At 72.1% G+C, this 15,524-nt stretch carries 14 protein-coding genes; 12 read left to right on the forward strand and 2 right to left on the reverse strand.

Annotated elements, in window-relative coordinates; translation table 11 throughout:
* Window positions 1-30 precede the first annotated feature (30 nt).
* Window positions 31-405 (reverse strand): hypothetical protein, encoded by a 375-nt coding sequence (locus tag ACIPWY_RS13635; RefSeq protein WP_351986481.1) that lies wholly within the window; start codon window positions 403-405, stop codon window positions 31-33.
* Between the two features lie 271 nt (window positions 406-676).
* Between ACIPWY_RS13635 and ACIPWY_RS13640 the strand changes: the two genes are divergently transcribed.
* Both ACIPWY_RS13640 and ACIPWY_RS13645 read left to right on the forward strand, forming a co-directional pair.
* Entirely contained in the window at window positions 677-1,651 is a 975-nt protein-coding gene (locus ACIPWY_RS13640; RefSeq protein ID WP_401533215.1) for a teichoic acid biosynthesis protein C, read from the forward strand.
* A gap of 209 nt (window positions 1,652-1,860) precedes the next feature.
* Window positions 1,861-2,880, forward strand: coding sequence for a hypothetical protein (locus tag ACIPWY_RS13645; protein ID WP_362901317.1), 1,020 nt, complete (start codon window positions 1,861-1,863; stop codon window positions 2,878-2,880).
* A 77-nt stretch (window positions 2,881-2,957) separates the two neighbouring features.
* Here the strand turns inward: ACIPWY_RS13645 and ACIPWY_RS13650 are convergent, their stop codons facing one another.
* Window positions 2,958-3,914: an ACP S-malonyltransferase gene (locus ACIPWY_RS13650; RefSeq protein WP_362901319.1), complete on the reverse strand. Its 957-nt coding sequence runs from the start codon at window positions 3,912-3,914 to the stop codon at window positions 2,958-2,960.
* A 166-nt stretch (window positions 3,915-4,080) separates the two neighbouring features.
* On the opposite strand from ACIPWY_RS13650, the gene ACIPWY_RS13655 reads away from it, so the two are divergent.
* From ACIPWY_RS13655 to ACIPWY_RS13700, 10 genes are all read left to right on the forward strand, one after another.
* On the forward strand, window positions 4,081-5,703 hold the full coding sequence (locus tag ACIPWY_RS13655; protein ID WP_362901321.1) for an acyl-CoA carboxylase subunit beta: 1,623 nt from the start codon (window positions 4,081-4,083) through the stop codon (window positions 5,701-5,703).
* Window positions 5,700-6,026 (forward strand): acyl-CoA carboxylase subunit epsilon, encoded by a 327-nt coding sequence (locus ACIPWY_RS13660; protein ID WP_401533218.1) that lies wholly within the window; start codon window positions 5,700-5,702, stop codon window positions 6,024-6,026. The genes ACIPWY_RS13655 and ACIPWY_RS13660 overlap by 4 nt, the downstream gene beginning before the upstream one ends.
* Before the next feature lie 149 nt (window positions 6,027-6,175).
* Complete coding sequence (locus ACIPWY_RS13665; RefSeq protein ID WP_362901325.1) at window positions 6,176-7,255, forward strand: AfsA-related hotdog domain-containing protein; 1,080 nt, start codon at window positions 6,176-6,178, stop codon at window positions 7,253-7,255.
* Window positions 7,252-8,298 (forward strand): 3-oxoacyl-ACP synthase, encoded by a 1,047-nt coding sequence (locus ACIPWY_RS13670; RefSeq protein WP_401533220.1) that lies wholly within the window; start codon window positions 7,252-7,254, stop codon window positions 8,296-8,298. Before ACIPWY_RS13665 ends, ACIPWY_RS13670 begins: the two co-directional genes overlap by 4 nt.
* 38 nt (window positions 8,299-8,336) lie before the next feature.
* The gene (locus ACIPWY_RS13675; protein ID WP_393699406.1) at window positions 8,337-9,989 is read left to right on the forward strand and encodes an FAD-dependent monooxygenase; all 1,653 of its coding nucleotides are present in this window, start codon (window positions 8,337-8,339) and stop codon (window positions 9,987-9,989) included.
* Window positions 9,986-11,029: a beta-ketoacyl-ACP synthase III gene (locus ACIPWY_RS13680; protein ID WP_362901330.1), complete on the forward strand. Its 1,044-nt coding sequence runs from the start codon at window positions 9,986-9,988 to the stop codon at window positions 11,027-11,029. Before ACIPWY_RS13675 ends, ACIPWY_RS13680 begins: the two co-directional genes overlap by 4 nt.
* 109 nt (window positions 11,030-11,138) lie before the next feature.
* Window positions 11,139-11,396: a phosphopantetheine-binding protein gene (locus tag ACIPWY_RS13685; RefSeq protein WP_362901332.1), complete on the forward strand. Its 258-nt coding sequence runs from the start codon at window positions 11,139-11,141 to the stop codon at window positions 11,394-11,396.
* On the forward strand, window positions 11,393-12,634 hold the full coding sequence (locus tag ACIPWY_RS13690) for a beta-ketoacyl-[acyl-carrier-protein] synthase family protein (protein WP_362901334.1): 1,242 nt from the start codon (window positions 11,393-11,395) through the stop codon (window positions 12,632-12,634). The genes ACIPWY_RS13685 and ACIPWY_RS13690 overlap by 4 nt, the downstream gene beginning before the upstream one ends.
* 97 nt (window positions 12,635-12,731) lie before the next feature.
* The gene (locus tag ACIPWY_RS13695) at window positions 12,732-13,697 is read left to right on the forward strand and encodes an aldo/keto reductase (RefSeq protein ID WP_393699402.1); all 966 of its coding nucleotides are present in this window, start codon (window positions 12,732-12,734) and stop codon (window positions 13,695-13,697) included.
* A 31-nt stretch (window positions 13,698-13,728) separates the two neighbouring features.
* A complete protein-coding gene (locus tag ACIPWY_RS13700) occupies window positions 13,729-15,516 on the forward strand; it encodes a 3-hydroxyacyl-CoA dehydrogenase family protein (RefSeq protein ID WP_401533224.1) in 1,788 nt (595 codons plus the stop codon).
* The last annotated feature ends 8 nt before the right edge of the window (window positions 15,517-15,524 follow it).

Raw genomic sequence — 15,524 nt, forward strand, 5'->3', positions numbered from 1 at the left:
TTGCGGAACGAGTTCAGCGGTGGCACGAGTTCAGCGGTGGCCGCACGACGCCTGGCGGAGTCCGGATTTGAAGCCGTCCTTGAATCCGCGCTGGTAGTCCTGCCTCGAGTCCTTGTGGAAGGCGGCGTTTTCGCCGTTCTTTCCGTTGCCGTTGCCGTTCCCGTGATGGTCGTTGTGGTGGTTGCAGTTCCTCTGCCCCTGGTGGAGCCCGGATTTGAAGCCGTCCTTGAAGCCGCGACGGTAGTCCTGGTTCGAATTGGGAACCTTGACGCTCGTACTTGTACTGACGTGAGTCTCGCTCGGTGTGGCCGCGGAAGCCGCCTGCCAGCCGATCGGCGCAAGAGAAACCGCCGCGGCGACGAAGACCGAGCTCAGGACGACTCGGCTTCTTTTGATTGCGAGCATAACTATCCCCTTGGACTAGTTCCTCACAAAGAGTCAATTTCACTGTAGCCGTCCATATGGGTGACGCAACCGCGCCGGATGACCAGCTGTTTCCTGCCCGAGCGCCTTTCCACTCCCCGGATAAACGGACGCTTGTCATGCCGCCATGCGGTATTCGATTCGGCCAAGCGCTGTCCCCTTCCCGGCCCCGGCCGGTACCCCCTGCGACGGGCCCTGGAGCGCTGCGTATCGTCTCCGGGACTTTGTCGGTCACTCTTTTCTGGAGTCCTGCATGGAACACAACTCCCGTATGTCCCTCACTCGTCGGGGACTGCTGCGTGGTGGCGCCGGGGTCGGGCTTGCCGCGTTCGGGGTCGGGTACGGGGCCGCGAGTGCCGCCGCTTCGGTGGGCACGACCTCGCGGTTCGATCTGTCGCAGCCGTCGTACGACCTGTTCCGCGACAAGAACCTGCACAGCAACCGCGTCCAGCAGAGCTTCGCCTTCGACTCGGTCAACAAGCGCCTGTTCGTCGCCGCCAAGCGTCTCGACAGCCCGGAGTCGGCCGGTGACCTGTGCATCAGCGAACTCGACTTCGCCGGCAACTACGTCTCGTACATGCACCTCAACGGCTTCGGGCACGGTGTCGCCTTCGGCATCCGTGCGATCGGCAGCGCCAGCTACCTGTGGATCGAGACCGAGGCCAACGGCAACGGGTACGGCTCGAAGCTCGGCTTCATCCGGTACAGCCCCGGGACCACCGTCGACGCCGCCGCCGAGGGCTACGGAAAGTTCACGCCGGTCGCCGGCGCCACCGAGTTCACGTGTTCCATGGACCCGGTCTACGACCGCATGATCGTCCGCTACCACAAGGACGGCGCCAAGCGCATCGCGGTCTACAACAACTCGGACACCGACAACTCCGACTTCAGCTCGCCCGTCGCCATGTTCACCCCGCCGGCCATCTCCGGCACGCCGCAGGGATACACGCTCTACGGCTCCTACATGTACTTCATCACCGGTGACGGCTACTCGGCGTCGAACCCCGACCCGGGCAATACGTACATCACCAGCATCAACATCAACACCGGCGCCATCGCCCAGGGCCCCACCCTCACCAAGGCCGGCTCCACGCTGGTCTACCGGGAGCCCGAGGGGCTCGCGATCTACCGCACCGACGCGGGTGAGTCTCGTCTCTTCCTCGGCTTCGCCTCCGGCGAGGAAGGCGACCGGCGTTCCAGCATCTTCTATAAGAACGCGCTGGTCTGACGCGCCGGCTTGTGACGGAGGGGCCCGGGTCGCTGCTGCGGCTCGGGCCCCTTCCGTCACAGGCGTCACACATCTTCGCAAGAGCATCACACTGTGCTCGCATTGCCTTCGGAAAGCGTCGATAGCGTTGCTGGCCGCTCGATCTCGCGTGCGAACGTGACCAAATGCCCGGCGTCCCGGCGGCGCAGTCAGCCACAGAAAGATCGAAGATGGACTACTGCTCCTCGTGCCGTCGGACCCTCAACGGAGCGCTGGTGTGCCCGGGTTGCGGCGCCTACGCCCCTGACATCGCCCCGCCCACGGCGACGTCGTACCAGTCGACCGTTCCGCGCCCCTCGCACGCGGCGGGCTCGGCGTCCTCGGCTTCGTCGTCGGCGCTCTTCGGAATATCCCCCGCCGCCGACCGTGGCCGTGGTGGCGGTTCCGCGGCGGCTGCCGGTGCCTCCGGCTCGTACGCCGACTCAGGCTCGTACGCCGACTCGTTCGACGACTTCGACGCCTTCTCCACGGCCAAGGCCTTCGACGTGGCCGACGCGGGCGGCGAGGCCGCCACCGTCGGTTCCGTGGACGTCTCCGCGCCCGTGGCCTCTTCGCAGACCGGCCGCGCCGCCCGGCGGCGGAAGCTGGCGCAGTGGAAGAAGAACAAGCGCCGGGCCGTCGCCGCGACGGCCGTCGCCATCGTCGGTGGCGGGCTCACCATCGCCGCGCTGCCGAACAACGCCTCCCCCGACCGCACCCACGCCTCCGCGGCCCCGGACCCGGTGACCACGTCTCCGGCGCTGGCCAACACGGACTCCTCTACGGACACGCCGGACGACCGGGCCTCGCGGAGCGGCAGCGACCGTTCGCACAAGTCCACCGGCCCGCGCCACGCCCGCCCGGCCACCGCGCCCGCGCCGGCCACGTCCGCCGCGTCGACCGGCGCCCCGCGCCACGCCGCCCCGGCCCGGACCGCCGCCCCGCACACCGACTCCGCGCCGGCCGCCCCGCACACCGCCCCCGCCCCGCAGACCTCTTCGCCCGCCCCCGCCGGCCAGTCCGGCGGCGGTACGGCTACGGGTTCCGGCTCAGGCACGGCTACGGGTTCCGGCTCGGGTACGAGTACGGGTTCCGGCTCAAGTACGGGGTCGGGTTCGTCCGGCGGGGACCAGGCGACGACTCCCGCGCCCGCCCCCTCCACGGCGTCACCCCAGCCGGTCTGCGTGCTCGGCATTCTCTGCATCAGCTGAGCAGCGCCGCAACGACCGAGGCCCGGCCCGGGGTTCTGACCCCCGGGCCGGGCCTCTGCACGTAAGTGACGTGACGGTTACGCCGCCACCGCCAGCGGCGCGGGCGCTGTGAACTTGTGGGCCGGTACGTCCGGCAGCGCCCTGCGGGCCAGGCCCGCGAGGGTGCCGCCGGGTCCGATGTCGAGGAACGCCGTGCAGTCGAGCTCCTCGTGGAGCGTGTTCAGGGACTCGACCCAGCGGACCCTGCTGACCAGCTGGCGGGTGCTGAGTTCCTGCCACTGGCTGCCGCCGTAGTGGGCGCGGGCGTCGACGTTCGCGACCACCGGCAGCACGCCGGCCGCGAAGTGGGTCAGCTCCAGGGCCCGGCGCAGGGCCGTGCTCGCGGGCTCCATGTAGGGGCTGTGGCAGGCGGCCGTCACCGGCAGGACGCTGTAGCGCAGGCCGGACTCCGCCGCGCGTGACGCCGCCGCGCCGATCGCCGCACGGCTGCCGGCGATCACGGTCTGCTGGGGGCTGTTGTGGTTGGCCACCCACAGGTCCTCGCCCTCCTGCTGGAAGGTGTCGACGAGGGCGGCGACCTCGTCGACGGTGCCGCCCATGACAGCGGCCATCCCTCCCGGCCGGCGCCGGGCGACCTCCGCCATGGCGCGACCGCGCTCGCCCACCAGCCAGGCGCCGTCGGCCACCGAGAGGACACCGGCCGCGACCAGCGCCGTGTACTCGCCGAGGCTGTGGCCCGCGACCGCCCCGACCCGCGTGTCCGTCTCGCGCCGGCGCAGCTCCGACCACGCGAGCAGGGACGCCGTGAACACCGATATCTGGGCGTGGTCGGTGCGCGAGAGGGTCTCCTGGTCGGCCGTGAGCAGCAGCTCGGCCACGTCGAAGCCGGAGGCGCGCGAGACGGACTCGACGAGTTCCCAGGACTCGGTGGCGCGCCAGGGCTCGCCCATCCCGGGCCGCTGAACTCCCTGTCCGGGAAACAGGACGGCGTATCGCGGCGAGGAGTCGGACGACTCGTGGAGGTGCGTGGTCATGATCTTCCCTTCCGGTGGCGGTCGGTACGAATCGTGCGGCCGGCCCGCTCAAGCCGTGGAAAAGGAATGCTGTTTTTGCCTGCCTTGAGTCGCGCATTGTCGCCCTCCCCGAATGCTCTTCCCCGGGTGGCGCCATCGGGGTGCCGGTCGGATGGGAGGACATGGCATGACCACCGTCGTCGAGAAACCCGTCGTACAGGACCCGGTCGCCTCCGGGGAGAGTGAGCCGGAGCGGCCCGACAGCGTGCATGTGCGCGTCGAGGAGCTGCGCCGGCTGCGCGCCGAGGTCCACGCGGGACCCGGGGTGCGGGCGACCCAGGCGCAGCACGACCGGGGCAAGCTCACGGCCCGCGAACGCATCGAACTCCTCCTGGACGAAGGCTCGTTCACGGAGCTGGAGCCGCTGCGCAGGCATCGCGCGACCGGCTTCGGCCTGGAGAAGCGCAGGCCGCACACGGACGGTGTGATCACGGGCTGGGGCACGGTCGAGGGCCGTCAGGTCTTCGTCTACGCGCATGACTTCCGTATCTTCGGCGGCGCCCTCGGCGAGTCCCACGCGGCGAAGATCCACAAGCTGATGGACCTCGCCGAGGCGTCCGGCGCACCGCTGGTCAGCCTCTGCGACGGGGCCGGCGCCCGGATCCAGGAAGGTGTCACGGCGCTCGCCGGTTACGGCGGGATCTTCAGCCGCAACGCCCTGTCCTCGGGGGTGATCCCGCAGATCAGCGTGATCCTCGGGCCGTGCGCGGGAGGCGCCGCGTATTCGCCGGCGCTGACCGACTTCACGTTCATGGTGCGGGGCGTGGCGCAGATGTTCATCACCGGCCCGGACGTCGTGCAGGCGGTCACGGGTGAGCGCGTGAGCATGGACGAGCTGGGCGGGGCGGACGTGCACGCGTCGGTCTCGGGTGTGTCGGCGTTCGCGTACGACGACGAGGTGTCCTGCCTGGAGGACGTGCGCTATCTGCTGTCCTTCCTGCCGTCGAACAACCGGCAGGCGCCGCCCGCGGTGGCCACCGACGATCCGCCGGACCGGCGCACCGACGCGCTCGCCGACCTGGTGCCCGCCGATCCGGCCCGCGGCTACGACGTGAAGGCGGTGATCGAGGAGATCGTCGACGACGGCGAGCACTTCGAGATCCAGCCCGACTGGGCGAACAACGTGGTGTGCACGCTGACCAGGATCGACGGGCACGTCGTCGGCATCGTCGCGAACCAGCCGATGGCCAGCGCGGGCGTCCTCGACATCAAGGCGAGCGAGAAGGCCGCGCGGTTCGTGTCGCTGTGCGACGCGTTCAACATCCCGCTCGTCACGATGCTCGACGTGCCCGGCTTCCTGCCGGGCGTCGACCAGGAGCACAACGGCATCATCCGGCACGGCGCGAAGCTGCTGTACGCGTACTGCAACGCCACCGTCCCACGCATCCAGCTGATCATGCGCAAGGCGTACGGCGGCGCGTACATCGTGATGGACTCGCGCTCCGTGGGCGCGGATCTCTCCTTCGCCTGGCCCACGAACGAGGTGGCGGTGATGGGCGCCGAGGGCGCTGCCAACGTCATCTTCCGGCGGCAGATCGCCGCCGCCGACGACCCCGCCGCGATGCGCGAGCAGATGGTCAAGGAGTACAAGGCCGAGCTGATGCACCCGTACTACGCGGCCGAACGCGGCCTCGTGGACGACGTCATCGAGCCCGGCGAGACCCGGGCCGTGCTCGCCAGGTCGCTGGCCATGCTGCGCACCAAGCACCGGGCGCTGCCGCAGCGCAAGCACGGGATCACCCCGCTGTGAGCGACGTGAGCGACGTGAGCGACGTGAGCGACGTGAGCGACGTGAGCGACGTGAGCGACGTGAGCGACGTGAGCGACGTGAGCGACGTGAGCGACGTGAACGCCACGAGCGCCGTGAGCGGCTCCGACGTGCTGCGGGAGGCCGCGTTCCACGTCGTGCGCGGTAATCCGACCCCCGATGAACTGGCCGCGCTCGTCGCGGTGTTGACCGCCACGCTGCGCTCCCGCGCCGACGCCGGCGAGGACGCCGTCGTGGTGCCCGCCCGCGCGCAGTGGGACCGGCCCGCCGACGGCTACCGCAGCCCGCTCGCCTGGGCGGCCTGAGCACGCCCGAAAGCGCCTTGAGGCCGCCTTTAGTGAACGCTTTGCCACCCCCCTCGACAATGAAATCAAGCGAGGGAAGGGAAAAGGGAATTACCGGAGTTCCGGATAATTTCCCGCTCTCCTCCCCGCGCCGCATCAGGAGGACGAATATGAACCCCGAGACCCTGAACCCCGAGACCGCCGAATCCCCCGCAGTCAGGACCTGCCTGCCGGGTGCCGCGAACCTCGAATTCATGCGCACCGTGGACCGTTCCCTTCTCCACCGCTGGGCGCTCTCCGAGGTCTTTCTGACGGACAGCCGGCAGACCGGCGATAACGACTACCTCGCCGCGGCCCAGCTCCCCCCGTCCCACGCCTACTACACCGAGCACACCTCGCGGCTCGGTGCCCCCGACCCGATGCTGCTCCTGGAGTGCTGCCGGCAGGCAGAGACGTACGGCGGCCACGAGTTCGCCGGGGTGTCCCGCAAGAGCAAGTTCCTGCTGCGGTCCTGGTCCATGGAGCTGCCGGGCCTGCTCACCCTGCCCGAGGAGGAGACGCCGGGCGAGCTGCGGATCTCGGTGCGCACCAGCAACCGCCGCGGCACGCCGGGCGATGTGCGCCGGCTGACCTTCGGCATCGACATGAAGCTCGCCAAGCGGTGCCTGGGCTTCGTCAAGATGGACGTGGGCTACATACCCGCCGAGGTCTACGACGCCGTGCGCGTCCAGGGCCGCGGCAGGCCACTCGTCCCCTTCAAGGACATCCCGCGCGAGAACGCCTATGTGGCCCCGCACCTCGTGGGCCGCAGCTCCCCGTCGAACGTCGTGCTCGCCTCCGCCACCGTCAACACGGACAACGCGCACGCCACGGTGCGCATCCCCCTCGACAACCGCAGCATGTTCGACCACGGCCAGGACCACGTGCCCGGCATGGTCCTCATGGAGGCCGCCCGCCAGCTGTGCCTGCTCGGCGTCTCCGACCTGTGGGGCGCCTCCGTCAGCCGCACCACGGTCGCCGGCTTCGACTTCGACTTCATGCGCTACGCCGAGCTCGACGCCCCCACCACGGTCCACATCCGCAAGACGGAGCCGTACGCGCACGAGGACAACCTCAGCCTGATGCTGCCGGACCTGCGGACCTTCTACATCGACTTCGTGCAGGACGGCGACGTCATCGCCTCCGGCCGGATGCACACCACGACGTCCGCGGCGGTCACCGCGCTGCCCGAGGGGGAGGAGTGCCTGTGATCCCCGGCCAGGTGTGGCTGTCGGCCGCCCAGTGGCTGCCGCCAACCGCCGAGAAGACCGTCGACGCCCTCGCCGACGGCAGGGTGACGGCCGCCGAGGCCGACGCCATGGGATACGAGCAACTGCCCGTGTCCGAACGGGAGTCGGCGCCGCAGATGGCCGTACGGGCCGCGCACCGCGCCCTGTCGCGGGTCGGTGCGAAGGCCGAGGACGTGTCCGCGACCCTGCACGCCTGGACCTACTACCAGGGCCACGACTTCTGGTCGCCCGCCCACTACGTGGCCGCGGAGACCGGGGCGCACGGAGCGGTTCCCACCGGCATCCAGCAGATGTGCAACGGAGCGGCGGCCGCCCTGAGCACCGCGGTGGACCGCATCGCGGCCGGCGAGGGCACCGCACCGGTCCTCGTGACCACGGCGGACCGCTTCGCCCGGCCGGGCTTCGACCGCTGGGCCGGCGACTACGGCGTCTGGTACGGCGACGGCGCCACCGCGGCCGTCGTCGCACGGGCCGCCACCCCCGACGACGTACCGGAGGGCGCGCTCACCCTGCGCGCCCTGCGGACCCGGGCCGTCCCCGCACTGGAGGTGGCCCACCGCGACACCGGCGCGTTCCACCCGGCGCCGCACACCAGCAGCACCGCAGTGGACGTGCGCCGCACCAAGAAGGCCTTCCTCGCGACGCAGGGCAAGCCGGAGTTCCTGGGCCGGCTGCGGCGCGAGACCAGCGAGGTCCTCGCCGACGCCCTGTCCGACGCGGGGATCGGCAGGGGCGGCCACAAGCTGCGCACCGTACTGCTGCCGAGGCTCGGCCGGGCCACCGCCCGCGACGTGTACGGGCCGGCCGTCGCCGAGGTCACGGACGCGCCGGTCGCCGACCTCGGCGACCGCACCGGCCACCTCGGCGCCGGGGACCTGCTGTCCAACCTGACCGCACTGTCCGCGGGCGCGAGCCCGTACCGCCTCGAACGCGGCGAGTACGCCGCCGTGCTGAGCGCCGGCGCGGGATTCACCTGGAGCGCCGTCGTGGTGCACCGCCCCTGACCGCCACAGCCACCGACTCGAAGAAAGGCACACCTGTCATGACGATCCCTCTGCGCGAGGGCCCCGGCGGACGACGTCCCGTCCTTGTCGTGGGCGCGGGCCCCGTGGGCCTGGTGCTCGCCACCGAACTCCTCAGCCAGGGCGTTCCGGTGAGACTGATCGACAACTCGGCCGCCGGGCCCGTCCAGCACTCCCGCGCCAGCGTGGTCTGGCCGCGCAGCCTGGAGCTCCTCGGCCGGATCGGCGCGGCCCAGGGCGTCGTCGACGCGGGCAACCGCCTCGACTCCGTGCAGTACTACTCCGACAAGCGGGCCATCGGCGCCATCGAGATGAGCCGGCTGACCGACACCCCGTACCCGTGCGGTGTGGTCATCCCGCAGGACACCACCGAGGAGGTCATCCGCACCCGGCTGGCCGCGTACGGCGGCGAGATCGAGTTCGGGACGCTCACCGGCCTCGACACGTCCGGGCCCCGCCCGGTCGCCGAGGTGGAGGGCGCCGAGGGACGCGTCGAGCAGATCGAGGCGGACTGGGTGATCGGCGCGGACGGCGCCCGCAGCGCGGTGCGCGAGTTCGCCGGCATCGAGCTCCTCGGCACGGGCAACGACGTCCTCTTCGCCATCGGTGACGGCCCGGTCGACGGCGACATGGACCCGCACTCGCTCGTCTACTGCTACTCACGCACCGGCGCCCTCGGCATCGCGCCGTTCGGCAACGGGCAGTTCCGCCTCGCGATCAGCGTGCCGGACTGGGACAAGGAGGAGGGCCCGCCGCGGGAGCTGTTCCAGCACTTCCTCGACGAGCGCTCGCCGCGCCCCGGCCTGGTCGGCAAGCTGGACTGGTCGACGATCTTCCGGGCCCGGCGCCGGGTCGCCGAGACGATGCGTGCGGGACGCGTGTTCCTCGCGGGCGACGCCGCCCACGTGTTCAGCGCGGCCGGCGCGCAGGGCATGAACACCGGCATCCAGGACGCGGTCAACCTGGCGTGGAAGCTCGCGGGCGTCGTCAACGGCCTGTTCGAGCCGGGCATCCTCGACACGTACGACTCCGACCGGCATCTGGCCGCCGAGCGCATCGTCCTGACCACCGCCAAGCAGACCAGCTGGGGTCTGTTCAAGCGGCGCCACGAGATAGCGGCCCGCGACGGCGCCCTGCGCCTGGCCTCGCGCACCGGTCTCCTCCAGCGTTTCGGCGCCCCGCTGATGGCACAGCACGACGTCAGCTACCGGCCCGCCGAGTCCCTGCGCGACACCCTGCCCGGACTCACCCGCAAGGTCCGCGCCGGTGACCGCCTCCCCGTGTTCGCCGCGCACGGCACGCCCCAGAAGGGCGCCGAGCGCTGGCCCGCGATCGACCCGGCGCGGCTCTCGCTGCTGCTGTGGGCGGGCGAGCGGCAGGACTCGGGCTGGGTCGCGAGCCGGGACGCGCTGACGGCCGCCGCGCCCGAGAGCGTCCGGGTGCAGGACATCTCCGCCTGGCCGGGTTTCGCCCCGCTCCTCGGCAAGGCCCCCAGGGCCGTCCTCGTACGGCCCGACGGGCACATCGCGGCGCTGACCGCGCCCGAACCGGCCGAGGTGCGCACGGCGCTACGCCGGGCGGGCAGCTCCTTCAAGGCCATGGCGCGTCCCGTACGGGCCGTGCCCGCGCAGCCCGCCCCGGCCGCCCACGAGATCGAGGAGCTGGCCTCATGAGCCGCGCCGCCGTGGTCTGCGGTCTGGGTGGCGCGCTGCCCGCGACCGCCGTCACCAACGAGGAGCTCGCCGCCCAGCTCGACACGTCCGACCAGTGGATCCGGACCCGTACGGGCATCGGCCTGCGGTACGTCGTCGCGCCGGGCGAGTCCACCTCGGACCTCGCCGTCGCGGCCGGGGAGCGCGCCCTGGAATCGGCCCGCAGGAAGGCCGACTCCGACGCCGCCTCCGACACCGAGGCCGAAGTGGACCTGGTGGTTCTCGCCACCAGCACCCCCGACCGGCCCTGCCCCGGCACCGCACCGGGCGTCGCCCACCGGCTCGGGCTCGGCACGGTCCCCGCGTTCGACGTCGCGGCGGTCTGCACCGGGTTCGTGTACGCCCTGGCCACCGCCGCGTCCATGATCACGGCGGGGGTCGCCGAACGGGCCCTGGTGATCGGCGCGGACACCTTCTCCACGATCCTCGACCCCGTCGACCGCACCACCCGCGCCATCTTCGGCGACGGCGCGGGAGCGGTGGTCCTGCGGGCCGGCGAGTCCGGCGAACCCGGGGCGCTCCTCGGCTTCGACCTGGGCAGCGACGGCGGCGGCGCCGACCTCATCACGGTGCGCGCCGGCGGCTCGCGCCAGCGCTCGACGGGTGAACCGCCCGCCGAGGGCGACCAGTTCTTCGCCATGGAGGGCCGGCCCGTCTTCACCCAGGCCGTGATCAACATGAGCGAGTCCTCGCAGCGCCTGCTCGACCGGGTCGGCTGGACGCCGGGCGACCTCGACAAGGTCGTGGCGCACCAGGCCAACGTCCGCATCCTGCACGCCGTCGGCGAGCAGCTGGGCCTGGAGGACAAGCAGATCGTGGTGAACCTGGACCGGGTCGGCAACACCGTCGCCGCCTCGATCCCGCTCGCCCTGTCGGACGCGGCCGCCGAGGGCGACCTCGTACCGGGCCACCGCGTGGTCCTCACGGGCTTCGGCGGCGGCCTCACCTGGGGCTCGGCCGCGCTGGTCTGGCCGGACATCGAACCGGTCACGCGGTCGTAGCCGCGCAGTGCCCCGCAGCACCCCGAGCCTCAACTCGCCTCACCCACAGCCCAATTCGCAGGCACCTCATTTCCCAGGCGCCTCATCTCACAGACAACAGGAGTCAGTCATGACCGCTCTTTCCACCGAGTTCTCCCTCAAGCACCAGGTTTCCGGCCTCATCAGCGAGAAGTTCGGCCTCGACGAGGCGGAGCTGCTGTCGGGCGCCACGTTCGACGAGCTCGACATCGACTCGCTGATACTCGTCGAGCTCAGCCTGATCCTCCGCAAGGAGATGGGCATCGTCCTGGTCGAGGGCGAGCTCAAGTCGTCCTTCACCCTCGACGAAGCGGTCGCCGTGATCTCCGCGAAGGCGGACCAGGCATGAGCGGCGTGGCCCGGGGCCGCGGCGTCGCGGTCACCGGTATAGGCCTCGTCACCCCCGCCGGCATCGGCGTCGACGAGAACTGGCGGCGCGTCCTGTCGGGCGTGTCCGCCGCCACCACCGACCCGGAGCTCAGGGGCGAGCGGGTCGACATCTCCTGCCGCGTCCCCGGCTTCGACGCGACGGCCGAACTGGGCCGGCGCAACGCCTGGAAGCTCGACCGGTTCGCGCAGCTCGCCATCGTCAGCGCCCGGCAGGCCGTCAAGGACGCGGGGCTCGACTGCGGGTCCTGGGACGGCACCCGCGTCGGCGTCGTCATCGGGAACTCGCTGGGCGGTGTCGCCACCCTGGAGAAGCAGCTGCGGACGTACTTCGAGGGCACGCCCGACGACGTGTCCGCGCTGATGATCCCGATGGGGATGGTCAACATGGTCGCCGGGTACGTGGCCATGGACCAGAAGATCCACGGGCCCAGCCTCGTCACGGCGACCGCCTGCGCGTCCGGGGCGTCCGCCATCGGCACCGCCCGCGAGTGGCTGCTGTCCGGCCTGTGCGACGTGGTCCTGGCCGGCGGCACCGAGTCGGCGATCAGTCCGGGCACCCTCAACGGCCTGTCCCGCATGGGCGCCCTGTCGGCCCGCACGGACGACCCGGCCGCGGCGTCCCGTCCCTTCGCGCACGACCGGGACGGCTTCGTGGCCGGTGAGGGGGCGGCCATCCTCGTACTGGAACGGTGCGCGGACGCCACCGCCCGCAACGCGCGGCGCTACGCCGACATCGCCGGGTTCTCGGCGACGTCGGACGCGCACCACGCGACCGCGCCCCACCCGCAGGGCGCCGGCCTGGCCCGGGCCCTGCGGGACGCCCTCAACGACGCGGGGGTGTTCCCCGACGAAGTGGAACACGTGAACGCGCACGGCACGTCCACCCCGATGAACGACCTGACCGAGGCCCGCGCCCTGCACTCGGTGCTCGGCGACCGGGCGGCGGTGACCTCCACCAAGGGAGTCACCGGACACACCCTGGCCGCGGCCGGCGCGGTCGAGGCCGCGTACACGGCCCTGGCGCTGCACCACGGCGCCCTGCCGCCCACCGCCAACGTGGACTCGCTCGACCCCTCGATCGACGTCGATATCGACGTGGTGACGGGGAAGGCGAGGCAGCAGAAGATCCAGGTCGCCGCGAGTACGTCGCTGGGCTTCGGGGGGCACAACGCCGCCCTCGTCCTCACCGCCGCCTGAACGGGCCGGGGCACCGCCACCCCGGCCCGTGCACCACCCCCCACTGGCCTCAATGATTTCTCTCACCTCAATCACCTCTACTGACAAGGGAGTTCGCGTGGAGACGCGTCAGCTCGGCACGACCGGCCTCGAGGTCAACCCCGTCGGTCTCGGCTGCATGGGAATGAGCTGGGGATACGCCGAGTCGCTGCGCGACGACGCGGCCTCGGTGGACGTCATCCGGCGCGCGCTCGACGCCGGGCCCATCCTCATCGACACCGCCGACGCCTACGGGGCGGGCCACAACGAGACCCTCGTCGGGCAGGCCCTCGCCGGACGCCGCGACGACGCCGTCGTGGCCACCAAGACCGGCATCGTCGTGGACGAACTCGCCACCCGCACCCTGAGCCGCAACGGCTCCCCCGAGCACATCAGGCGCTCGGCCGATGCGTCGCTGCGCCGCCTCGGCGTCGACGTCATCGACCTCTACTACCTGCACCGCGTCGACCCCGAAGTCCCGCTCGCCGAGTCCTGGGGCGCCCTCGCCGACCTGGTGCGCCAGGGCAAGGTCCGTCATCTCGGCCTCTCCGAGGTCACCGCAGGGGAGGCGGCCGCCGCCCACGCGGCGCATCCCGTCGCGGCCGTCCAGTCCGAACTGTCCCTGTGGACCCGCGAACCGATCGACCCGCACACCGGAATCGCCACGTGGTGCGCCGCCAACGGCGCCGCGTTCGTGCCCTTCGCGCCCTTGGGCAGGGGCTTCCTCACCGGCCGCTACACCCGGCCCGACGACTTCGAGGACGGCGACTTCCGCGCCACCAACCCGCGTTTCCAGAGCGAGGCGTTCACCGCGAACCTGCGCATCGTGAAGGCCGTCGAAGACGTCGCCGCCCGGCACGGCGCCACCGCCGCCCAGGTCGCGCTCGCCTGGACCCTCGCCCAGGGCGACCACGTCGTCCCCATCCCCGGCACCAAGCAGCTGCGCTATCTGACGGCGAACCTGGCCGCGGCCGGCCTGCGCCTGACCTTCCAGGACCTGCACGACCTGGACGCCGCGCCCGCCGCCACCGGCAGCCGCTACTGATGCCCCCACCCGCGAAGGCAGGAGCAGCACCATGGCCGACCACGCCCGCACCACTCCCACCACCGACTCCGTTCCGACCGCCGACTCCGTTCCCTCCGCCGAGGACGCGCCGCCGCCCTTCACCGTGGCCGTTGTCGGCCTGGGCGGCACCGGGCTCGCCCTCGCGCGCCGCCTGACCCGCGCGGGGCTGCGCGTCATAGGCATCGACGACGACCCCGCGGCCCTGGTCAGGGCCCTGCGGCTGAGTCCCGGGGAGCGCCCGCGCACCCTGACCCGCTTCCCGGCGGGCGTCGCCTCGGCCGACCTGGTCATCGAGGCCGTACCGGAACCCGCGGCCCTGAAACGGGCGGTGCTCGCCTCCTTGCGCGAGCACCGCCGGCCCGGGACGCCCGTCCTCACGACGGCGCTCACCACCGCCCTCGCAAACCTGGAGGACGCCGCGGGACCCGGCCTCTTCGCCCTGCGCTTCCTGCGCGCCGACGCTCTCGACGCCGTCGAGCTGGCCCGCGCCCCGCGCGCCGGGGACGCCGCGGCGGCCCGGGTCCTGGAGATCCTCACGGCGGCCGGGATCAAGGCCCACCAGGTCGGCGACCGGCCCGGCTCCCTCGCGCCGGGCCTCCTGCTCGGCCTCCTCAACGAGGCCGCGTGGATGGTCCACGACGGGTACGCGAGCGCCGAGGACGTCGACACGGCGGTCCGCCTCGGCTGCGGCTGGAGCGAGGGGCCGCTGGCCGCGCTCGACGCGATCGGCCTGGACACGGCGCGCGACGTCCTCGCCCGCCTCGGCGACCTCGGCGGCGGCCTGCGCGCCCCGGCCCCGATCCTCGACGAGCTGGTCGCGCAGGGCGCGCTCGGCGCCAAGTCTGGCCGCGGCTTCCGCCGTTACGAGGAGGGGGCCGCCGAACGCCGGACCGTGCACCCCACCGCCCCGCCCGGGCGCAATGTCGTCGTCATCGGCTCGGGCACGATGGCCACCGGGATCGCCGAGGCGTGTGTGCGCGGCGGGTTCCGCACGACGCTCCTGGCCAGGTCCGAGGAGAAGGCCGCGGCCGCCGCCGAACGCATCGACTTCGCGCTCCAGCGCAACGCCCCGCCCGCAGACGCAAGTTCCGATGACACAGGGCCGGCCCCCTGGACCGCGACGAGCGACCGGTCCGCGCTCGCGAGCGCCGACATCGTCGTCGAGGCCGTCGTGGAGGACCTGGAGGTCAAGCGGCGGCTCTTCGCCGAGCTCGGCAAGGTGTGCCCGCCGAACACGCTGCTCGCCACGTCGACGTCGAGCCTGCCGGTGGGTGCCTGTACGGAGACCGCGGGCCGCCCGGCGCACGTCCTCGGCCTGCACTTCTTCAACCCGGCGCCGCTGATGCCGCTGGTGGAGCTGGTCCCCGGCGAGCGCACCAGCGCGCACACCCTCGCGCGGGCCCGCGCCGTGGCCGAGCGGCTCGGCAAGCAGACGGTGGAGTGCGGGGACCGGGCCGGGTTCATCGTCAACGCCCTGCTCTTCCCGTATCTGAACGAGGCCCTGGGCCTCCTCGACGCCGGAGAGGCGACGACGGCGACGCTCGACCTGGCCCTGAAGTCGGTGGGCGGCCAGCCGCTCGGTCCCGTACGCCTTCTCGACACCGTGGGCGCCGACGTGGCCCTGGAGGTGCAGCGGCGGCTCCACGCGGACCCGGCGGTGTGGACACCGGCGCCCGCGACCCTGCTCGAACAGCTCGTCGCCGCACAGCACTTGGGCCGTAAGACGGCGGGCAAGGGAGTGCGCGCGTATCTGACGGCGCGCGCCGCGGCCACCGTTCCCGCAGCGGTCGCGGCCTGACCGGCCGC

Origin of the sequence: Streptomyces sp. NPDC090032 (genome assembly GCF_044748025.1) — a bacterium.
In the GTDB taxonomy this organism is placed as follows: Bacteria; Actinomycetota; Actinomycetes; order Streptomycetales; family Streptomycetaceae; genus Streptomyces.